The organism is Pseudomonas sp. AP3_22 TE3818 (genome assembly GCF_053628995.1).
This window is the reverse complement of sequence record NZ_JBRJHL010000001.1, coordinates 3,786,926-3,808,431: the sequence shown is the minus strand read 5'-3', so window position 1 is coordinate 3,808,431 and position 21,506 is coordinate 3,786,926. Positions and strand designations below refer to the sequence as shown.

The following is a 21,506-nucleotide window of genomic DNA, read 5'->3' as shown; positions in this document are numbered from 1 at the left end:
CCTGTCCCGGCTTCGGGCGTCGTCGATCTGCGATCGGCGGGCCAGCGCATTTTCTGGATAGATTGGCATGAGCGATAGCGTAGAACTGTTCACCGACGGCGCCTGCAAGGGCAACCCTGGCCCAGGCGGCTGGGGCGCACTGCTGGTGTGCAAGGGCGTTGAAAAGGAACTCTGGGGCGGCGAAGCCAATACCACCAACAACCGCATGGAGCTGATGGGCGCGATCCGTGGCCTGGAAGAGCTCAAGCGTCCCTGTGAGGTGCTGCTGGTGACCGACTCTCAGTACGTGATGAAAGGCATCAACGAGTGGATGGACAACTGGAAGAAGCGCGGCTGGAAAACCGCGGCGAAGGAGCCGGTGAAAAACGCCGACCTGTGGAAGTTGCTCGACGAGCAGGTCAACCGCCACAAGGTCACCTGGAAATGGGTGCGCGGGCACATTGGCCATCACGGCAACGAACGCGCCGACCAGTTGGCCAACCGTGGCGTCGACGAAGTGCGTGGCTACAAGCAGGACTGATTCCGGTACTACCGATGCACCGCGCCGCCGCCTTCGCGAGCAAGCCCGCTCCCACATTGATCTCCATGCGCCACAGATTCCTTGTGGGAGCGGGCTTGCTCGCGAAGGCGGCGACTCGGTGTATCTGAAAGCCCCTGCAAGCGTGATAACATCACCGCTTTTGCCCGAATACCGATTGAGAGCTGAGCACTGATGGCCACCAGATCCGTTGTACTCGACACCGAAACCACCGGCATGCCGGTGACCGACGGCCACCGGATTATTGAAATCGGTTGTGTCGAGTTGATCGGCCGACGCCTGACGGGCCGGCACTTTCACGTGTACCTGCAGCCCGATCGGGAAAGTGACGAGGGCGCCATCGGCGTCCACGGCATCACCAACGAATTCCTCGTGGGCAAGCCGCGTTTTGCCGAGGTGGCCGAAGAGTTCTTCGAGTTCATCAAGGGCGCGCAGCTGATCATCCATAACGCGGCGTTCGACGTTGGCTTCATCAACAACGAATTCGCCCTGATGGGGCAGCAGGACCGCGCGGACATCACGCAGCACTGCTCGATCCTCGACACCCTGATGATGGCCCGGGAACGTCACCCGGGGCAGCGCAACAGCCTCGACGCCTTGTGCAAACGTTATGGCGTCGACAACTCCGGCCGTGAACTGCACGGCGCCTTGCTCGACTCCGAGATTCTCGCCGACGTCTACCTGACCATGACCGGCGGGCAGACCAGCCTGTCCCTGGCCGGTAACGCCTCCGATGGCAATGGCTCCGGTGAAGGGGCGGACAATTCGGCCACCGAGATCCGTCGTTTGCCGGCGGATCGCCAGCCGACGCGCATCATCCGCGCCAGCGAAGACGACCTGGCCCGTCACGCGGCCCGCCTGGAAATCATCGGCAAATCCGCTGGTGCCCCGGCGTTGTGGGTGCAGTTGGCAGAGGCTGAAGCGCAGGCGTGATCCCCCCCCATTTTGCAAACACTGCTTTTGTGGTGAGGGGGCTTGCCCCCGTTCGGCTGCGAAGCAGTCGTAAATACTGCAAACGTCATTTGTCTGAATAAGCACGGGACCGCTTCGCGCTCCAACGGGGGCAAGCCCCCTCGCCACAAAGTGGTGCATCCCGCTCGCCACTTGCGCGGCAACACTCTACCCTGAGGTGATTGGCAGGTTCCGGTCTGCCGCCTCAGGACACTGAGCCTCATGTATAAAGATTTGAAATTCCCGGTCCTGATTGTCCATCGCGACATCAAGGCCGACAGCGTCGCCGGCGACCGCGTGCGGGGGATTGCCCGGGAGCTGGAGCAAGAAGGCTTCAGCGTCGTTTCGGCGGTGGACTACACCGAAGGACGACTGGTGGCGTCGACCTACCATGGCCTGTCCTGCATGTTGATAGCGTCTGAGGACGCCAGTACCCATTCCCATTTGTTGCAAAACATGGCCGAACTGATCGGTCTGGCGCGAGTGCGTGCGCCGGATCTGCCGATCTTTGCCCTGGGCGAAAAAGTCACCCTGGAAAACGCGCCCGCCGATGCCATGGCCGAGCTCAACCAGTTGCGCGGCATTCTTTACCTGTTTGAAGACACCGTGCCTTTTCTTGCCAGGCAGGTGGCCCGTGCTGCGCGCAAATACCTCGATGGCCTGTTGCCGCCGTTCTTCAAGGCCCTGGTGCAGCACACCGCGGATTCCAACTATTCCTGGCACACCCCCGGTCACGGTGGTGGCGTGGCGTATCACAAAAGCCCGGTCGGGCAGGCGTTTCACCAGTTTTTCGGGGAAAACACCCTGCGCTCGGATCTTTCGGTGTCGGTGCCGGAGCTCGGATCCTTGCTCGATCACACCGGCCCCCTGGCTGAAGCCGAGGCCCGCGCAGCCCGCAACTTTGGTGCCGATCACACCTTTTTCGTGATCAATGGCACATCCACGGCCAACAAGATTGTCTGGCATTCGGTGGTCGCTCGCGATGACCTGGTGCTGGTGGATCGCAATTGCCACAAGTCGGTGCTGCACTCGATCATCATGACTGGCGCGATCCCGCTGTACTTGTGTCCGGAGCGTAATGAGCTGGGGATCATCGGCCCGATTCCCCTGAGCGAGTTCAGTCGCGAATCGATCCAGGCCAAGATCGACGCCAGCCCGCTGACCAAGGGGCGTTCGCCGAAGGTCAAGCTGGCCGTAGTGACCAATTCGACCTATGACGGCCTCTGTTACAACGCCGAACTGATCAGGCAGCAACTGGGCAATAGCGTCGAGGTGCTGCACTTCGACGAGGCCTGGTACGCCTATGCGGCGTTCCATGAGTTTTTTGCCGGGCGCTACGGCATGGGCACGTCCCGTGATGAAGACAGTCCGTTGGTGTTCACCACCCATTCCACCCACAAGTTGCTGGCGGCCTTCAGTCAGGCGTCGATGATTCACGTGCGCGATGGCGGCGCGCGGCAACTGGACCGGGATCGCTTCAACGAAGCGTTCATGATGCACATCTCGACCTCGCCGCAGTACGGCATCATCGCCTCGCTGGATGTGGCTTCGGCGATGATGGAAGGGCCGGCCGGGCGTTCGCTGCTGCAGGAAATGTTCGACGAAGCCCTGAGTTTTCGCCGGGCGCTGGCTAACTTGCGCCAGCATATTGCCGCTGATGACTGGTGGTTTTCGATCTGGCAACCGCCGTCGGCACAAGGCATCGAGCGGGTCGTCACCGAGGACTGGTTGCTGCAGCCGGAGGCCGACTGGCACGGCTTTGGCGGCGTGACCGACGATTATGTGCTGCTCGACCCGATCAAGGTCACGCTGGTGATGCCGGGGCTGACGGCCGGTGGCGCCCTCAGCGAGCGCGGGATTCCGGCGGCGGTGGTCAGCAAGTTCCTTTGGGAGCGTGGCCTGGTGGTTGAGAAGACCGGGCTGTATTCGTTCCTGGTGTTGTTCTCCATGGGCATCACCAAGGGCAAGTGGAGCACGCTGCTCACCGAATTGCTGGAGTTCAAGCGCAGCTATGACGCCAACGTCAGCCTGGCCAGTTGCCTGCCTTGCGTGGCGCAGGAGAATGTCGCGCGGTATCAGGGCATGGGCCTGCGTGATCTGTGCGATCAGTTGCATGCCTGTTATCGCAGCAATGCCACCGCCAGGCACCTCAAGCGCATGTACACGGTACTGCCGGAAGTCGCGATGAAGCCGGCGGACGCCTATGATCAATTGGTGCGGGGTGAAGTCGAAGCCGTATCGATCGATGCGCTGCACGGACGGATCGCCGCGGTGATGCTGGTGCCGTATCCACCCGGCATTCCGTTGATCATGCCGGGTGAACGCTTTACCGAGTCGACCCGCTCGATCATCGATTACCTGGCGTTTGCCCGCACGTTCGACAGCAGTTTCCCGGGGTTCGTTGCTGATGTGCACGGATTGCAACATGAAGATCAGGGCAGTGGGCGGTGCTACACCGTCGATTGCATCAAGGAGTGAGGACCTTTCCCAGTATGCAGCCGGTTATAAATCCGAATTATCCAGGGTTGTCGGTACGGGTTGCCGATGAAGGTTTTGCCGCCTACATCTGGGGCAGTGATTTCAGTTTTGAAGTCGCGGCCTATGGTGCGGCCGAAATCGGCAAACCGGTCGCACAGTGGCCGGTGACGCCGATCACGCCTTATCGCAAGTGCTACGGCATCGACCCAGAGGAGTTCAGCAGCTTTCGCGATGCCGCCGACAGCGCGATTTTCATGGCCTATCTGGATGACCAGCCCGTGGGGCACCTGGTGGTCAGCACCAACTGGAACGGCTTTGCCCATATCGACGAACTGGCGGTGCATGCGCCGGCCCGGCGGCACGGTGTGGCCAAGGCCCTGCTGGATGTGGCGCAGTTCTGGAGCCGCAAGAAGAAACTTCCGGGCATCATGCTCGAAACCCAGAACAACAACCTGGGGGCCTGCCGGCTCTATGAACGCTGCGGTTACATGATTGGCGGGGTCGACCACCTGCGCTATCGCGGCATTGATCCGAACACCGCCGAAGTGGCGCTGTTCTGGTATCGAATATTCGAAAATCCGCTGGAAAACCCGCTCAGTTCGTCAGCATCGCCGCGGCTTGTTCCGTGACGATGGCCAACAGGGCCTGAACCGCCGGAGAGGGTTCGGCGTTTTTCAGGGACAGGGCGTAGAGGCTGATCGGGATGGCGGGTGCCAGCGGGCAGCTGTCCAGTCCCGAGGCTTTGGCGCCGAGGGCGGTGAAGGGGTCGACGATGGCCAGGCCTTCGCCGGCCTCGACCATGCTGCGCATCATCTGGTGCGTCTGCACCCGGGTCTGGATCACCGGGGCAGGGCGCAAGCCGTGCAGTTTGTTTTCCAGCGCCGGGCTCAGCGGGTCGTGCCCCTCCAGGCCGATCATCGATTGACCGGCCAGATCCTGCAGTGAAATGTATTTCTGTTTCGGTTGCAGCCAGCCATGGGGGGCGAGCAACTGAAGTTTGCCCTGGGCAATCACCTGGCAATCGAGGTCGGCGTGATCGGGGTCGTGCAGGCTCAGGCCCAGATCGCTTTCACGCAGCAACAGGCTTCTGACGATGTCGCGGGTCGGCTGGCTCAGCAGTGTGCAAGGCGCGTCGGGCAGGCGTCGGCGCAGGGCCGCGATGCTGTGTGGCAACAATTGGTTGGCCAGGGGCGGGGTGCAGATGATGCGCAGCGGCGGCGCCAGGTATTGCCTGAGGCTGTTGGCCAGACGCTGCACCGGTTCGAGCGCGTCGTAGACCCGGGCAATTTCCACCTGCAGTTGCTGCGCTTCGCGGGTGGCCTGCAATCGTCCGCGAACACTGGCGAACAGCATGAACCCCAACTGATCCTCGGCGTCGCGCAGCAAGCGCTCGACTTCGGCCACTGGCAACTGCAGCCATTCGGCGGCGGTGCCCAGGTGACCGGTCTGCAGGAGCGCCTGGATCACTTCGATATGGCGTAAGCGCATGCGTGAAGTCCATGTTCAGCAGGTGGAGGAGTCAGTGACTGAATCCTACCCCAAGTCCGTGCATATGACTTCTGCTCATAACGACCAGTTATGAAGCGCTGGCGGTTTGCGGTTCACGGATAATGGTCACGCCGGTTTGCACCAGCATGAATTCATTGTCGTCGACCTTGTTGAGGCGGTCGCCAATGGCCAGCTTATAGGTGGTGACAGGCCCTGAGCCATCTGCCGCCGGGGTGGAGTCCTGGAACTCGTGCACCGAATAAATACGGCCTTGCGCGTCTCTTGCATGGAACTGACCGACGAGTACTGCTGCCATCTGCTTAGAACCTCTGGAGATAAATCACTCAATTTGCGGCTCTGTAGACCGTGTCTGGGTGAGGTAAGTTTTCCTACAGGAAAAAAATAGTCAGGGACGGCGTTTTCAGTCGCCCGCTGCTTGAATCGTCATCTATAACTACAAGCTCTTCATATCGGACAGTCGAGACATTCCCATGAGCAACGTCTATTCGGTCGCCGTCGTGGTCGGCAGCTTGAGAAAGGAATCGATCAACCGCAAGGTCGCACGGGCCCTGGCTGAACTGGCACCGGCCAATCTCAAGCTCAACATCGTCGAAATTGGCGACCTGCCGCTCTACAACGAAGACATCGATGGCGCTTCACCGCCGGCAGCCTACAGCACTTTCCGACAAGAAGTGAGTTCATCCGACGCGGTGCTGTTCGTCACCCCGGAATACAACCGCTCGGTGCCGGCACCGTTGAAAAACGCGATTGACGTGGGTTCGCGTCCTTATGGGAAAAGTGCCTGGAACGGCAAACCGGGCGCGATTATCAGCGTTTCGCCGGGGGCCGTCGGCGGGTTTGGTGCCAACCACAACCTGCGTCAATCCATGGTGTTTCTCAATGTGCCGCTGATGCAGCAACCGGAGGCCTATCTGGGGAACGCCGGTTCGGCGTTCGACGAGGCGGGCAAGCTGTCCGAGTCGGTCAAGCCGTTCCTGCAAAGTTTCATCAATGCCTATGGACAATGGGTCGAGCAGCACAAGAAAGTCTGATGTACGTTTGCCAGCGCTCAGTCCTGCGAAGCGCTGGCCAATCGGCTGCAAACCAGCGCTTCCATTTCCGACAGCCAGGCGGCGGTTTGTTCCGCCGCCGGTTGTGCCGTGATGCAGTAGCGACGACCGCCCCAGGCCATGATGACCCAGGCTTCTATAGTCGGCGCTGACGGCTGCGTCGGCAAATCGCCGCAGGCCGCGAAGGCTTCCCGCCATTTTTGCGACAGTTCCTCGTACACCCTTCGGTGGTGCTTGGGTTCGGCGATCTGATGCTCGATGAGCGAAACGGCATGGTTGAACAGGGGTTGTCGGGGATCGTCAGGGTCGCAGGTCAGGCGCACCAGTCGCTTGATGCGTGCCAGCCAGTCCAGGTCGTTTGCCTGGATGACGTCTTGATCCATTTGCGCCAGCAGTACATCCAGGCGATGCCGAATGTAACCCGACAGCAGGGCTTTTTTGCTCGGGAAATAGTCATACAGCGTGCCGACCGCCACGCCGGCTTCGAGTGCCACGTCCCGGGTGGTCAGTCTTGACCAGCCGTTGCGCTGCCAAATCCGAACAAAAGCCTCGTAAATCGCCTCGACGGTGAAAATCGCCCGAGCCTGGCTGGGTCGTTTCAGCGGCTTGGCGCGGGAATTGAGGGTGGGCGAGCTGCCCCTGGTGTTTCCGAACCCACTTTTCATCGGCAGTCATTACTCTTGTGTGACCCGCCACCGTGTCGCAGCAGGAGACCGAACATGCAGGATTTCACCAAGGTAACACGCCTGATTACCCGCAAAAATGCCCTGGACCAGAGCCGCATAGCGCAGGAGCGACATAGCCTGGCTCCGGCAGCCGGCGAGGTAATCCTGAAGATTGATCGTTGCGCGCTGACCACCAATAACATTACGTACGCGGCGTATGGCAATTCAATGAACTACTGGGGTTTCTTTCCCGCAGGCGAGGAGGGCTGGGGCCACATTCCGGCCTGGGGGTTCGCGGACGTCATTGCGTCAACCGTGACCGGCATCGAAGTGGGCGAGCGCTTCTACGGCTACTTTCCGCTGGCCAGCCACCTGTGGATGCGCCCGGAACGGGTCACCGAACGTGGGTTCTACGATGGGGCTGAACACCGCTTGGGGCTGACCTCGGCGTACAACCAATACACCCGTTGCAGCTGGGATCCGTACTACAACCCGGAAACCGAAAACCTGCAGATATTGCTCAAGCCACTGTTCCTGACCTCTTCAATGCTGGCGGACTTCCTTCAGGACAACCAGTTCTTTGGCGCAACCCGGCTGGTGTTTTCCAGTGCGTCGAGTAAAACCGCCTACGGCACGGCGGTCTGCCTGGAGAGTCATCCGCAACTGGAACGGATTGCCCTGACCTCGACCGCCAACAAAGCCTTTGTCGAAACCCTCGGTTGTTACGAGCGGGTAGTGTCCTACGAAGAGCTGACGAGTCTTGGGAATGACCGTCCTATGTTGTATGTGGATTTTTCCGGCGACCTGGATCTACGTGATCGAGTCCACCAGCACTTTGCCGGGCAACTGGTCTACAGCTGCTTCGCCGGCTCTGCGCAAAGTACCGATGAGGCACAGTTGACGGCTATCGAAGGGCCACAACCGGTGTTCTTTTTTGCGCCGATCCAGATCCGCAAGCGCAATGCCGAATGGGGGCCGGAAGGCGTCAGCCAGCATATCGGCGAGGGGTTGCTGCGGTTTTTTCGGCAGGTGACGGAAAGTGAAAAACCATTGCTGAATGTCTTTGAAAGTCGAGGTTACGAGGCAGCGCAAAGCGTCATTTCCCGCTTGTTCCATGGCCAGGTCCCACCTGTCGAGGGGCATGTGATTCGGTTGTAGGCGGGGCGGTCTTCATGCATCCCGGATAGACCGTGGTGACTTGTTCGCGAGCAAGCCCGCTCCCACATTTGATCTCGGTCGACTACAGATTTTGTATCCGCTGAAGATTACTGTGGGAGCGGGCTTGGTCCGGGCGGCGATCCGACGAAGGGGCCGGCTCAGGCAATGCAAAAACTCAACCCTGTCCCGGCACATTCGGCCAAAGATCCGCCACCAGAAACAGGCGCTCGGCCTCTTCCCAGTCGCCATTGGCATTTTCCGTCAGGCGTACCAGCAATTGTGCCGGCGCCAGCGGGTCCAGGTCATTGAGCCATGCCTGCATCTGTTCAGGGGTCCAGGTGTGCTCCCCCGCATAGTGCGCCGGTGCCAGCCAGGCATGGCGGGGCAGGGGTTGCCAGCGGCCGGGCGCGCTCTGGGCAACCAACGCCGGCCAATCCTTCTGATGCAGCCAGCGACCGCGCAAATGCTGCGGATGGGCACCCGACGGCGGGGCAGCCTGTCCGGGCCAGGGGTAGAGCAAATAACCCCCCAGCCATAAGTGGGCGCTGAAGGCCTGGATATCCAGCGCCGCCAGCACTTCACGGCTCTCGGGGCGTGCGGAAATCGGCAGTTGATGCTGGCTCAGGTGCGCCAGTTTGCGGTCGAGCCGATCGTGGCAGCCCGGGCCCAGCCACTGGGCGGTGTCGTGCCCGTCGCCGGATTGCGGGCCGAGGTAGAGCTTGATCGCCAGTTCCAGGTGATGCACGCCGTCGCGGTCGCGCAGCAGCATGTCCAGTTCACCCAGGGTGTGCCCTTCGCGGCGAATCGGCATGTTGGCGGCAATCAGCTCAATGCCCGGCGCGTGCTGCACGGCGAATTGCCATAGGCGTTCGTAGTACAGGCCCAGGCGGCGGGTGCGGGCCTGGGCCAGCCAGTGCAATAAGCCATAACTGTCCCGGTCCAGCTGCCGCAGCCACTGCTCCAGCCGGTCCGGCGCCTGCACCCAGTCGCTGCCGGCCAACGGATGACGTTGCGGCCACGGGGTATCGTCCAGCATGGGCGGGGCGAGGATGACCCACGCCAGGTCACGCACTTCGGGATGGCGTAACTGATGGGGCAGGTGGAGCAAATCCGGAAATAGCATCATCTTGCGAGCATAGCCCGAAACCCGGGCACACCCTTGAAGCTGAAAGGATTTTGTCTACGGGCGGCTTTCGCCCATAATCGTGGTTTTCGCCGTCACACAGATCCCCGCAGGAGCCCCATGGAGCAATTTCGCAATATCGGCATCATCGGTCGCCTGGGCAGTTCCCAGGTGCTGGATACCGTCCGCCGACTGAAACGGTTTCTGCTCGATCGTCACCTGCACGTGATCCTCGAAGACACCATCGCCGAAGTGCTGCCAGGGCACGGCCTGCAAACCTCGTCGCGCAAGATGCTCGGCGAAGTCTGCGACATGGTCATCGTGGTCGGTGGTGACGGCAGCCTGCTCGGCGCGGCCCGGGCGCTGGCCAAACATAATATTCCGGTGCTCGGCATCAACCGGGGTAGCCTGGGGTTCCTCACTGACATCCGCCCCGACGAGCTGGAAGCCAAGGTCGCCGAAGTGCTGGACGGCCACTATCTGGTGGAAAACCGCTTCCTGCTGCAGGCCGAAGTCCGCCGCCATGGTGAGGCCATTGGCCAGGGCGATGCCCTGAACGACGTCGTTCTGCACCCTGGCAAATCCACGCGAATGATCGAATTCGAGCTGTACATCGACGGCCAGTTTGTCTGCAGCCAGAAGGCCGACGGCCTGATCGTCGCCACGCCGACCGGTTCCACCGCCTACGCGTTGTCTGCCGGCGGGCCGATCATGCACCCCAAGCTCGACGCTATTGTTATTGTGCCGATGTACCCCCATACCTTGTCGGGTAGACCGATCGTGGTCGATGGCAACAGTGAGCTGAAAATCGTCGTGTCCAAGGATATGCAGATTTACCCGCAAGTCTCGTGCGACGGGCAGAACCACTTCACCTGCGCGCCCGGCGACACCATTACCGTCAGCAAAAAAGCCCAGAAACTGCGGCTGATTCACCCGCTCGACCACAACTACTACGAAGTCTGCCGGACCAAGCTCGGCTGGGGCAGCAAGTTGGGGGGTGGAGGCGACTGATGCTCGATCCCGCGCGTAGCTACGACCTGATCGGTGACGTGCACGGTTGCGCTCTGACCCTGGAGCACTTGCTCGACCGACTCGGTTATCACAAACAGGGCGGCGTCTGGCGGCACGCGTCGCGCATGGCGGTGTTCGTCGGCGATATCATCGACCGCGGCCCGCGGATTCGCGAGGCGCTGCACATCGTCCACGACATGGTCGAGGCCGGTCAGGCGCTGTGCATCATGGGCAATCATGAGTTCAATGCGCTGGGCTGGAGCACGCCGGCGGTGCCCGGCAGCGGCAAGCAGTTCGTGCGCGAGCACACGCCGCGCCATGCCCGCCTGCTGCACGAAACCCTGACCCAGTTCGAAGGCCATCCGGCTGACTGGCACGACTTCCAGCAATGGTTCTATGAGCTGCCGCTGTTCGTCGATGCCGGGCGTTTTCGTGTGGTCCACGCCTGCTGGGATGCCGGGCTGATCGAGCCGCTGCGGGCGTTGTTCCCCAACGGTTGTATCGACGAGCATTTTCTCCAGGCATCGGCGGAGTCGGGTTCGTTTGCCTGCACCGTGTTCGATCGCCTGTTGCGCGGCACCGACATGCGCTTGCCCCATGGCCTGACCATGACCAGCGGCGACGGCCTGGTGCGTTCGTTCTTCCGCACCAAGTTCTGGGAAGACGATCCGAAAACCTACGGCGACATCGTGTTCCAGCCGGACGCGCTGCCTGAGCCCGTGGCCCGGACGCCGCTGACGTCCACTGAAAAGAACAGCTTGCTGCGCTATGGCATCGATGAGCCGTTGTTGTTCGTCGGCCATTACTGGCGCAGCGGCAAGCCGGCACCGATCCGCCCGAACCTGGCCTGCCTGGATTACAGCGCAGTGCTCTACGGCAAACTGGTTGCCTATCGACTGGATCAGGAAACCCGCCTCGATCCGGATAAATTCGTCTGGGTCGATGTCGAGCGGCCGGAGGTGCTGCAATGAGTGCTGTAGCGGTTTTGCGTCTGCCCCTGGCGGTGGATTTGAGCGGGTTCGTCACCTTGCTCAAACGCATGCAAGTGCCCCATCGGGTCAGCGAAGAAGCGGGCGAGCAAGTGCTGTGGGTGCCGGACAACATCAGTGAAGACGTGCGCGCATTGTACGAACGGTTTCCGGCGGGCGATCCTGACCAGCAACTGGACATTCCGGTGGCGCAGACCATCAAGCGTCCGGGCTTTGTCGAACAGCTGAAATACGCCAGGGCCACTGCACTGGTGTTGCTGCTGAGCCTCATCGTCGGTGCGATTACCTTGCTCGGTGACAACCTGGAAACGATGCGCTGGCTGACCTTCCTCGAATTTCGCGTAGTCGGCGAATACCTCCACTTCACACCGCTGGCCGACAGCCTGGCGGCGGGGCAGTGGTGGCGCCTGTTCACGCCGATGCTGATCCACTTCGGTATCCTGCACCTGGCGATGAACGGCATGTGGTACTGGGAGCTGGGGCGGCGCATCGAGTCGCGCCAGGGCAGCATCAACCTGATCGGCCTGACCCTGCTGTTCAGCCTGGTGTCCAACTACGCCCAGTACCATTTCAGCGGCCCGACCTTGTTCGGCGGTTTGTCCGGCGTACTGTACGGCCTGCTCGGGCATTGCTGGATCTTCCAGCTGCTGGCGCCGAACCCGGCTTATCGCCTGCCGCGCGGCGTGCTGGTGATGATGCTGGTGTGGTTGCTGCTGTGCCTGTCCGGGCTGGTCTCGATGATCGGCTTCGGCGAAATCGCCAACGCGGCCCACGTCAGCGGGTTATTCATCGGATGCTTCACCGGTTTGTTGGGCGGTTTGTATAACCGCCGTAAACTGGCCGCCTAATTCAAGAACATGCAATAAAGAGACGGAGACCCAATGTCCTCTTTTAACGAAATGATCCAGAACATCACCCCCGATATCTACGAGAGCCTGAAACTGGCCGTGGAAATCGGCAAATGGTCCGACGGTGGCAAACTCACCGCCGAACAACGCGAGCTGTCGCTGCAGGCGATGATCGCCTGGGAAATCCAGAACCTGCCCGAAGACCAGCGTACCGGCTACATGGGGCCGCAGGAATGCGCCTCGAAGTCGATCGAAGTGCCGAACATCCTGTTCAAGTCGGATGCCATCCATTGATCGAGATTGGCCGCGGTGCAATCAGCAAAATGTCGGCACGCCTTGACGGGCCGAACGTGCAATACGCTTTCCGTCTGGGCGAAACCGAGGTTCCGGTCAATCCGTTGATCGGCACCACGGTGCGCCTGGAATACCTGGGGGCGATCCACTGCACCCATTGCGGACGCAAGACCAAGACCAGTTTCAGCCAGGGTTACTGCTACCCGTGCATGACCAAGCTGGCCCAGTGTGATGTGTGCATCATGAGCCCGGAGCGCTGCCACTTCGACGCCGGCACCTGCCGTGAGCCGGAGTGGGGCGAGAAGTTCTGCATGACCGATCACGTGGTGTACCTGGCCAACTCGTCGGGGATCAAAGTCGGGATTACCCGCGCCACCCAGTTGCCGACCCGCTGGCTCGACCAGGGCGCGAGCCAGGCCTTGCCGATCGTGCGCGTATCGACCCGGCAACAGTCGGGTTTCGTCGAGGATCTGTTTCGCAGCCAGGTGGCGGACAAGACCAACTGGCGTGCTTTACTCAAGGGCGACGCGGCGGCGGTGAACCTGGCCGAGGTTCGCGATCAATTGTTCGACAGCTGCGCCGAAGGCTTGCAAGGGTTGCAGGAACGATTCGGCTTGCAGGCGATCCAGACGGTTACCGGCGTCGAACCGCTGGAAATCCGCTACCCGGTCGAGCAATACCCGGCGAAGATTGTCAGCTTCAACCTGGACAAGAACCCGATTGCCGAAGGCACGCTGATGGGGGTCAAGGGCCAATACCTGATCTTCGACACCGGCGTGATCAACATTCGTAAATACACGGCTTACCAGCTCGCCGTGCATCAGTAAGGACTCCAGCATGCGCACCGAACAACCGAAGATGATCTACCTCAAGGACTATCAGGCGCCCGAGTACCTGATCGATGAAACACACCTGACCTTCGAGTTGTACGAGGACCACAGCCTGGTCCATGCGCAACTGGTGATGCGCCGCAACCCCGAGCGTGGCCCGGGGCTGCCGCCGCTGGTGCTGGATGGCCAGCAGCTGGAACTGCTGTCGGTCACCCTGGCCGACCAGGCGCTTACTGCAGCGCAGTATCAGCTGACCGAGAATCACCTGACCCTGCAACCGACCAGCGCTACTTTCACGGTCGATACCAGCGTCAGGATCCACCCGGAATCCAACACCGCGCTGGAAGGCCTGTACAAGTCCGGCACGATGTTCTGCACCCAGTGCGAGGCCGAAGGCTTCCGCAAGATCACCTATTATCTCGACCGCCCGGACGTGATGAGCACCTTCACCACCACGGTCGTCGCCGAGCAGCACAGCTATCCGGTGCTGCTGTCCAACGGCAACCCGATCGCTTCCGGCCCCGGCGAAGACGGCCGGCACTGGGCGACCTGGGAAGACCCGTTCAAGAAACCGGCGTACCTGTTTGCACTGGTGGCCGGTGACCTGTGGTGCGTCGAAGACAGCTTCACCACCCTGAGCGAGCGCAACGTGGCGCTGCGCATCTACGTCGAGCCGGAAAACATCGACAAATGCCAGCACGCCATGAACAGCCTGAAGAAGTCCATGCGCTGGGACGAAGAGGTCTACGGTCGCGAGTACGACCTGGACATCTTCATGATCGTCGCCGTGAACGACTTCAACATGGGCGCCATGGAGAACAAGGGCCTCAACATCTTCAACTCCAGCGCCGTGCTGGCCAAGGCCGAAACCGCCACCGACGCCGCGCACCAGCGGGTCGAGGCGATCGTCGCCCACGAATACTTCCACAACTGGTCGGGCAACCGCGTGACCTGCCGCGACTGGTTCCAGCTGTCGCTCAAGGAAGGCTTCACCGTGTTCCGCGATGCCGGTTTCTCCTCGGACATGAACTCGGCCACGGTCAAGCGCATCCAGGACGTGGCGTACCTGCGCACCCACCAGTTCGCCGAAGACGCCGGCCCCATGGCCCACGCCGTGCGCCCGGACAGCTTCATCGAGATTTCCAACTTCTACACCCTGACCGTGTACGAAAAGGGCTCGGAAGTGGTCGGCATGATCCACACCTTGCTCGGTGCCGAAGGCTTCCGCAAAGGCAGCGACCTGTACTTCGAACGCCATGACGGCCAGGCCGTGACCTGCGATGACTTCATCAAGGCCATGGAAGATGCCAATGGCGTCGACCTGACCCAGTTCAAGCGCTGGTACAGCCAGGCCGGAACACCGCGTCTGGCGGTGAGCGAGTCCTTTGATGCCGCGGCGAAAACCTACAGCCTGAGCTTCCGCCAGAGCTGCCCGGAAACTCCGGACAAGGTTGAAAAACTGCCGTTCGTGATCCCGGTTGAGCTGGGGCTGCTCGATAGCAAGGGGGGCGAGATTGCCCTGCGTCTTGCCGGTGAGGCCACCGCGCAAGGCACTTCGCGGGTCATTTCCGTGACCGAAGCCGAGCAGACCTTCACCTTCGTCGACATCGCCGAACAGCCGCTGCCGTCGTTGCTGCGTGGCTTTTCGGCGCCGGTGAAACTGAGCTTCCCGTACAACCGCGACCAGTTGATGTTCCTGATGCAGCACGACAGCGACGGCTTCAACCGCTGGGATGCCGGCCAGCAACTGTCGGTGCAGGTGCTGCAGGAATTGATCGCCCAGCAGCAGAAGGGCGAAGCGCTGGTGCTTGATCAGCGTCTGGTGTCGGCGCTGCGCACGGTGCTCTCGGACGAGTCGCTGGATCAGGCCATGGTCGCCGAAATGCTCTCGCTGCCAAGCGAAGCGTACCTGACCGAAATCAGCGAAGAGGCGGATGTCGAAGCGATTCACAGCGCCCGCGAGTTTGCCCGCAAGCAACTGGCTGACGCGTTGTTCGAAGGTTTGTGGCTGCGTTACCAGGCCAATCGCGAGCTTTCGAAGCAAACACCGTACGTGGCCGAGGCGGAACATTTTGCCCGTCGCGCCTTGCAGAACATCGCGCTGTCGTACCTGATGCTCAGCGGCAAGCCGCAGGTTCTGGCGGCGACGCTGGAGCAGTTCGATGCGTGCGACAACATGACCGAACGCCTGACCGCGCTGGCGGTGTTGGTCAATTCTCCCTTCGAAGCCGAGAAGGCCAAGGCCCTGGCCAGCTTCGCCGAGCACTTCAAGGACAACCCGCTGGTCATGGACCAGTGGTTTAGCGTCCAGGCCGGCAGCGTGTTGCCGGGCGGACTTGCGCGGGTCAAGGCGTTGATGCAGCACCCGGCGTTCAACATCAAGAACCCGAACAAGGTGCGGGCGTTGATCGGCGCGTTTGCCGGGCAGAACCTGATCAACTTCCATGCGGCGGATGGTTCCGGGTATCGCTTCCTGGCGGATCTGGTGATTGAGCTGAACGGGTTTAATCCGCAGATTGCTTCTCGGCAGTTGGCGCCTTTGACTCGCTGGCGCAAGTATGACGGTGCCCGGCAGGCTTTGATGAAGGGGGAGCTGGAGCGGATTCGGGCTTCGGGGCAGTTGTCCAGTGATGTGTTTGAGGTGGTCAGCAAGAGTTTGGCTTGAGTCTGCTGTTGACCTTGGCGGCCTTCGGGCCGACCAGGTTCTTGGGTGATTGAGTACATATCCGTTTCTGCGGTAATGGCCGCTTATGGTTCCGCTCTTACAGCGGGTCACTTTTGGCAAACGCCCCAAAAGTAACCAAAAAGTCTCGCCCCTTACGTACGGCCTCTCGCTTAGGCTCGGGGTACCTTCGCTGCGGTATTCATCCGGGGGCATTGCCCTCCGGTCGGCTTCGCTTCGACCTACATGCAATGAGTTCGACTGCGTCGAACGGCGCTGCGCGCCCATCCCCGGATGAACACCTGCGCTCAGCCTGCCGAGGGGGCGGGTGGATCAAGATCAAGAGCGGCAGGCGAGCTAACGCTCGGCCTGTTGAGTGGTGGGGTTGTACGCGGGCGGCCTTATGGCCGACCAATCTCTTTCGGCTAAACACACGCCCCCTGTAGGAGCGAGCTTGCTCGCGAAAAACCTGAGAGCACCGCGGGGTGTCAGGCTCCCCGCATCATCGTTGACCTCCATCGCGAGCAAGCTCGCTCCTACAGGCCGGGCGGCGTTCCGTTTTTCCAAGTGACCCGCCGTAGGGGCGGAACCATTAGCGGCCGTTACCTAAACAACGGATATGTCCCCCCCCCCCAATCACCCCACCTGATACCCAATCATTCAGACCAAGCCCCCATCCCCCTCGGTTAACAAAAGATAACGTGGCGTCGATTGTCAGACATTAAAAAACACCGATAGGATAGGCCAGCTTCCGAAGGGGCTCTGGATGGCGGGTTTCAGGACTATGCTCTGAAACAGCCGGTCCAGACACGCATCCTTGCGGCGCCCAGAAAGGTTGAACGACCTAACAATAATAATGGGAGAAGGTCTATGAGTGAGCCTGTCATGGGTGTGGGTATCTGCCGCCCGCCGGCACTGCGCAAATTAGCGTTGCTGGCTACAGCGCTCTCGCTGTTGGGCTCTGCCATGCTGTCGGCACCTGTGCTGGCCGCGGCGGCGCCAGCATCCGATGTTGTTTATTCCATTGAATCGGCCAAGGCTGCCAAAAGCCTGATGCTCGATGTCGTCCACGCCGGCAAGCGCCTGGTGGCGGTCGGGGATCGTGGGCACATCCTGTATTCCGATGACCAGGGCGCGACCTGGACCCAGGCCAAGGTGCCGACCCGGGCCCTGCTGACGTCGGTGTTCTTTGTCGATGACAAGCACGGCTGGGCCGTCGGCCATGACGCGCAGATCCTTGCCAGCGAGGACGGCGGCGCGACCTGGACCAAGCAATTCGAAGATCTGAATCGTGAATCGCCGCTGCTCGATGTCTGGTTCAAGGACGTCGACAGCGGCTTTGCCGTGGGCGCTTATGGCTCGCTGATGGAAACCACCGACGGTGGCAAGCATTGGGAAGACGCCAGCGACCGCCTGGACAACGAAGACCAGTACCACCTGAACGCGATCGCCGCGGTCAAGGATGCCGGGCTGTTCATCGTCGGCGAGCAGGGCAGCATGTTCCGCTCCGCTGATTGGGGCCAGACCTGGGAGAAGCTCGAAGGTCCGTACGAAGGTTCGCTGTTTGGCGTGATCGGCACGGCGCAGGCCAATACGCTGCTGGCCTACGGACTGCGCGGCAACCTGTACCGCTCCACGGATTTCGGCAGCACCTGGGAACAAGTCGAGCTCAAGGCTGAGCGCGGCGACTTGGAGTTCGGGCTGTCCGGCGGCACGCTGCTCGACGATGGTTCGATTGTCATCGTCGGCAACGGCGGTTCGGTGATTCGCAGCAGTGACAATGGCGAAACCTTCAAGGTGGTCAACCGTCCGGACCGTATTTCGGTCTCGGCAGTGGCGGCGGCAGGCAATGGCAATCTGGTTCTGGCCGGGCAGGGCGGCGTTCGCGTCACCTCGCCAAACGGTACCGAGTCGGGCAAATGAGCCGGGTTAATAATAAGAAGGCGGAGCTATGACTTCCTTGAGTACACATCACCAGGACAAGGCGACGTTCCTCGAGCGCCTGATCTTCAACAACCGCCCGGCAGTGATCACAATCTGCCTGCTGGTCAGTATTTTCCTGTTCTGGCAGGCGACGCTGATCCGTCCGTCCACCAGCTTCGAAAAAATGATCCCGCTGGAGCATCCCTTCATCCAGAAGATGATGGAGCACCGCAACGATCTGGCGAACCTGGGCAACACCGTGCGGATCTCGGTGGAAGCCACCGATGGCGACATCTTCTCCAAGGAGTACATGGAGACCCTGCGTCAGATCAACGACGAGGTGTTCTACATCTCCGGTGTCGACCGTTCCGGTCTGAAGTCGCTGTGGAGCCCCAGCGTTCGCTGGACCGAAGTGACGGAGGAGGGCTTCGCCGGCGGGGAAGTGATCCCGCAGAGCTACAACGGCTCCCAGGCCAGTCTCGATTTGCTGCGCAACAACGTGCTCAAGTCCGGTCAGGTCGGGCGCCTGGTGTCCAACGATTTCAAATCGAGCATCGTCGATATTCCGTTGCTGGAGTCCTACCCGGACCCGCAGGACCAGGGCAAGCTGCTGGCGCTGGACTACCGCCAGTTCTCCCACGAGCTTGAAGACAAGATCCGCACCAAGTTCGAAGCGCAGAACCCGAATGTGAAGATCCACATCGTCGGTTTCGCAAAGAAGGTCGGTGACCTGATCGATGGCCTGGTGATGGTCGTGATGTTCTTCGGCATCGCCTTCGTCATCACCCTGATCCTCCTGCTGTGGTTCACCAATTGCCTGCGCAGCACCGTCGCCGTGTTGAGCACGACGCTGGTGGCCGTGGTCTGGCAGCTGGGCCTGATGCACTTCTTCGGCTTCGGGCTCGATCCGTATTCGATGCTGGTGCCGTTCCTGATCTTCGCCATCGGCATTTCCCACGGCGTGCAGAAGATCAACGGGATCGCCCTGCAATCGAGCGAGGCGGACAACGCCCTGACCGCGGCGCGTCGCACGTTCCGTCAATTGTTCCTGCCGGGGATGATTGCGATCCTCGCCGATGCCGTGGGTTTCATCACGCTGCTGATCATCGATATCGGCGTGATCCGTGAGCTGGCCATCGGCGCGTCCATCGGTGTGGCGGTGATCGTGTTCACCAACCTGATCCTGCTGCCGGTGGCGATTTCCTATGTCGGCATCAGCAAGCGTGCCGTGGCCCGCAGCAAGAAAGACGCAACCCGCGAACATCCGTTCTGGCGCCTGCTGGCGAATTTCGCCAGCGCCAAAGTCGCCCCGGTTTCCATTCTGCTGGCGCTGATCGCCTTTGGCGGCGGCCTGTGGTACAGCCAGAACCTGAAAATCGGCGACCTCGACCAGGGGGCCCCGGAACTGCGTCCGGACTCGCGCTACAACAAGGACAACAACTTCATCATCAACAACTACTCGACCAGTTCCGACGTGCTGGTGGTGATGGTCAAGACCAAGTCCGAAGGTTGCTCGCGCTATGAAGCCATGGCGCCGATCGACGAGTTGATGTGGAAGATGCAGAACACCGAGGGCGTGCAGTCGGCGATTTCCCTGGTGACCGTGTCCAAGCAAATGATCAAGGGCATGAACGAGGGCAACCTGAAATGGGAAACGCTGTCGCGTAACCCGGATGTGCTGAACAACTCCATTGCCCGCGCCGACGGCCTGTACAACAACAGTTGCTCCCTGGCGCCGGTGCTGGTGTTCCTCAACGATCACAAGGCCGAGACCCTGGATCGCGCGGTGCATGCAGTGCAGGAGTTCGCCAAGGAAAACAACAAGGAAGGCCTGGAGTTCATCCTCGCTGCCGGTAACGCCGGGATCGAGGCGGCCACCAACGAGGTGATCAAGAAGTCCGAGCTGACCATCCTGATCCTGGTGTACATCTGCGTGGCGGTCATGTGCATGATCACCTTCCGATCCTGGGCGGCGACCTTGTGCATCGTGCTGCCGCTGGTGCTGACCTCGGTACTCGGCAACGCCCTGATGGCCTTCATGGGCATCGGCGTGAAAGTGGCGACCCTGCCGGTCGTGGCGCTCGGGGTGGGGATTGGCGTGGACTACGGCATCTACATCTACAGCCGCCTGGAAAGCTTCCTGCGTGCCGGCCTGCCGCTGCAAGAGGCGTACTACCAGACGCTGAAGTCCACCGGCAAGGCCGTGCTGTTCACCGGTCTGTGCCTGGCGATCGGCGTGTGCACCTGGATCTTCTCGGCCATCAAGTTCCAGGCCGACATGGGTCTGATGCTGACCTTCATGCTGCTGTGGAACATGTTCGGCGCACTGTGGCTGCTGCCGGCACTGGCGCGTTTCCTGATCAAGCCGGAGAAACTGGCGGGGCAGAAGGGCAACTCGTTGTTTGCTCACTGATCCATGCAGAAATGAAAAAGCCGCAACCTCAGGGTTGCGGCTTTTTTTATTCGAATTTCACACCGTCCAATGTGGGAGCGGGCTTGCTCGCGAAGGGGCAGGAACAGTCGACATCAATAGTGACTGGCAGTCCCCCTTCGCGAGCAAGCCCGCTCCCACATGGGTTCTTTGGTCGTTATGAAAGATCGGTGCCCAATACGACATTCAACGCACTACGCGCATCATCCAGCTGCACCAGCGTCGCATGCCTCGCGCCCAGAGCATCACGGTTCTCGATGGCGGTAAGAATCGCTTTGTGCCGCGGCAGCGCCAGTTCATGCAGGTTCGGTCGCTGGTTCGAATGCTTCAAGGCTTCGGCAATCGCCACCGAGAGCATGTTGCACAGATTGGCCAGCAAGTCGTTGTGCGTGGCGTCGGCGATGCGACTGTGGAAGTCTAGGTCTGGCTGCAACAGCGCCTCCGGTGTCGGCGCGGCTTCCATGCGCTGGTAGGCCTCACCGATGGACGCGATGTCCGCCTCGGTGGCGAATTGCGCGGCGAGGGCGGCAGCGGCCGGTTCGATGATGCTGCGCACACTGGTCAGCAGGTCGAAAAACTGGTTTTGCGGACTGCTCTGCATCAGCCAGTGCAGCACGTCCGGATCGAGCATGTGCCAGTCCTTGCGCGGCTTGACCACAGTCCCGACGCGCGGGCGGGAATACACCAGGCCCTTGGCAACCAATACTCGGGTGGCTTCGCGCAACACCGGCCGGCTGACCGCATATTCTTCGCACAACAGCGCTTCGGCGGGCAGTTTGTCGTCCGGCAGGAAACGTCCCGAGACGATCTGCATGCCCAGTTCCTGGACGATGCGCGAGTGCATGCTTTTGCGGTCGGAGGGTTTGCGGTAATCCATGGGGAACGGCGCGGTCCTGTGCGAATAGGTGTCGCGCATGATAGCAGGCGCGGCACTTACTTTGAGGCGGGCGTAGATCAAATGTGGGAGCGGGCTTGCTCGCGAAAGCGGTGGGTCAGACAACATATGCGTAGGCTGACACTCCGCTTTCGCGAGCAAGCCCGCTCCCA

The 21,506-nt window shown here is 61.0% G+C and carries 19 protein-coding genes; 14 read left to right on the top strand and 5 right to left on the bottom strand.

What is annotated here, in order from left to right:
• The first annotated feature begins 67 nt into the window (after positions 1 to 67).
• The 4 genes from rnhA to AB7M25_RS17090 all read left to right on the top strand — a co-directional run bounded on the left by rnhA (position 68) and on the right by AB7M25_RS17090 (position 4,596).
• Positions 68 to 520, top strand: a complete 453-nt coding sequence (gene rnhA / locus AB7M25_RS17105; protein WP_007996378.1) for a ribonuclease HI — start codon at positions 68 to 70, stop codon at positions 518 to 520.
• Between the two features lie 192 nt (positions 521 to 712).
• Positions 713 to 1,471: a DNA polymerase III subunit epsilon gene (gene dnaQ, locus AB7M25_RS17100; protein ID WP_046037200.1), complete on the top strand. Its 759-nt coding sequence runs from the start codon at positions 713 to 715 to the stop codon at positions 1,469 to 1,471.
• A 240-nt stretch (positions 1,472 to 1,711) separates the two neighbouring features.
• A complete protein-coding gene (locus AB7M25_RS17095; RefSeq protein ID WP_429517424.1) occupies positions 1,712 to 3,967 on the top strand; it encodes an Orn/Lys/Arg family decarboxylase in 2,256 nt (751 codons plus the stop codon).
• 14 nt (positions 3,968 to 3,981) lie between these two features.
• A complete protein-coding gene (locus tag AB7M25_RS17090) occupies positions 3,982 to 4,596 on the top strand; it encodes a GNAT family N-acetyltransferase (protein ID WP_429382154.1) in 615 nt (204 codons plus the stop codon).
• Here the strand turns inward: AB7M25_RS17090 and AB7M25_RS17085 are convergent.
• Positions 4,562 to 5,455 (bottom strand): LysR substrate-binding domain-containing protein, encoded by an 894-nt coding sequence (locus AB7M25_RS17085; protein WP_454237692.1) that lies wholly within the window; start codon positions 5,453 to 5,455, stop codon positions 4,562 to 4,564. The two genes, AB7M25_RS17090 and AB7M25_RS17085, sit on opposite strands and share 35 nt — an antisense overlap.
• 88 nt (positions 5,456 to 5,543) lie before the next feature.
• Entirely contained in the window at positions 5,544 to 5,771 is a 228-nt protein-coding gene (locus AB7M25_RS17080; protein ID WP_429382158.1) for a hypothetical protein, read from the bottom strand.
• A 175-nt stretch (positions 5,772 to 5,946) separates the two neighbouring features.
• On the opposite strand from AB7M25_RS17080, the gene AB7M25_RS17075 reads away from it, so the two are divergent.
• Positions 5,947 to 6,507, top strand: coding sequence for an NADPH-dependent FMN reductase (locus tag AB7M25_RS17075; RefSeq protein WP_429382160.1), 561 nt, complete (start codon positions 5,947 to 5,949; stop codon positions 6,505 to 6,507).
• A gap of 17 nt (positions 6,508 to 6,524) precedes the next feature.
• On the opposite strand, the gene AB7M25_RS17070 is transcribed toward AB7M25_RS17075, so the two are convergent.
• A complete protein-coding gene (locus AB7M25_RS17070; protein WP_429382162.1) occupies positions 6,525 to 7,190 on the bottom strand; it encodes a TetR/AcrR family transcriptional regulator in 666 nt (221 codons plus the stop codon).
• Positions 7,191 to 7,244: 54 nt separating this feature from the next.
• Between AB7M25_RS17070 and AB7M25_RS17065 the strand changes: the two genes are divergently transcribed.
• Positions 7,245 to 8,348, top strand: a complete 1,104-nt coding sequence (locus AB7M25_RS17065) for a DUF2855 family protein (RefSeq protein ID WP_454237691.1) — start codon at positions 7,245 to 7,247, stop codon at positions 8,346 to 8,348.
• Between the two features lie 175 nt (positions 8,349 to 8,523).
• Here AB7M25_RS17065 and AB7M25_RS17060 read toward each other — a convergent pair whose 3' ends face one another.
• A complete protein-coding gene (locus AB7M25_RS17060; RefSeq protein WP_454237690.1) occupies positions 8,524 to 9,474 on the bottom strand; it encodes a DUF1853 family protein in 951 nt (316 codons plus the stop codon).
• Positions 9,475 to 9,591: 117 nt separating this feature from the next.
• Between AB7M25_RS17060 and AB7M25_RS17055 the strand changes: the two genes are divergently transcribed.
• From AB7M25_RS17055 to AB7M25_RS17020, 8 genes are all read left to right on the top strand, one after another.
• Positions 9,592 to 10,482: an NAD(+) kinase gene (locus AB7M25_RS17055; protein ID WP_007979142.1), complete on the top strand. Its 891-nt coding sequence runs from the start codon at positions 9,592 to 9,594 to the stop codon at positions 10,480 to 10,482.
• Positions 10,479 to 11,453: a metallophosphoesterase gene (locus AB7M25_RS17050; protein WP_454238364.1), complete on the top strand. Its 975-nt coding sequence runs from the start codon at positions 10,479 to 10,481 to the stop codon at positions 11,451 to 11,453. Before AB7M25_RS17055 ends, AB7M25_RS17050 begins: the two co-directional genes overlap by 4 nt.
• Entirely contained in the window at positions 11,450 to 12,319 is an 870-nt protein-coding gene (locus AB7M25_RS17045) for a rhomboid family intramembrane serine protease (protein WP_429382168.1), read from the top strand. Before AB7M25_RS17050 ends, AB7M25_RS17045 begins: the two co-directional genes overlap by 4 nt.
• Before the next feature lie 33 nt (positions 12,320 to 12,352).
• Positions 12,353 to 12,613: a YeaC family protein gene (locus AB7M25_RS17040; protein ID WP_007979148.1), complete on the top strand. Its 261-nt coding sequence runs from the start codon at positions 12,353 to 12,355 to the stop codon at positions 12,611 to 12,613.
• Positions 12,610 to 13,440: a DUF2797 domain-containing protein gene (locus AB7M25_RS17035; RefSeq protein ID WP_218484458.1), complete on the top strand. Its 831-nt coding sequence runs from the start codon at positions 12,610 to 12,612 to the stop codon at positions 13,438 to 13,440. The genes AB7M25_RS17040 and AB7M25_RS17035 overlap by 4 nt, the downstream gene beginning before the upstream one ends.
• A 10-nt stretch (positions 13,441 to 13,450) precedes the next feature.
• Positions 13,451 to 16,108 (top strand): aminopeptidase N, encoded by a 2,658-nt coding sequence (gene pepN, locus AB7M25_RS17030; RefSeq protein ID WP_454237689.1) that lies wholly within the window; start codon positions 13,451 to 13,453, stop codon positions 16,106 to 16,108.
• Positions 16,109 to 16,975: 867 nt separating this feature from the next.
• Positions 16,976 to 18,028 (top strand): WD40/YVTN/BNR-like repeat-containing protein, encoded by a 1,053-nt coding sequence (locus tag AB7M25_RS17025; RefSeq protein ID WP_007979965.1) that lies wholly within the window; start codon positions 16,976 to 16,978, stop codon positions 18,026 to 18,028.
• A gap of 28 nt (positions 18,029 to 18,056) precedes the next feature.
• Entirely contained in the window at positions 18,057 to 20,441 is a 2,385-nt protein-coding gene (locus AB7M25_RS17020) for an efflux RND transporter permease subunit (protein ID WP_429382173.1), read from the top strand.
• A 175-nt stretch (positions 20,442 to 20,616) separates the two neighbouring features.
• On the opposite strand, the gene AB7M25_RS17015 is transcribed toward AB7M25_RS17020, so the two are convergent.
• Entirely contained in the window at positions 20,617 to 21,336 is a 720-nt protein-coding gene (locus AB7M25_RS17015; protein WP_033048406.1) for a FadR/GntR family transcriptional regulator, read from the bottom strand.
• Between the last annotated feature and the right edge of the window lie 170 nt (positions 21,337 to 21,506).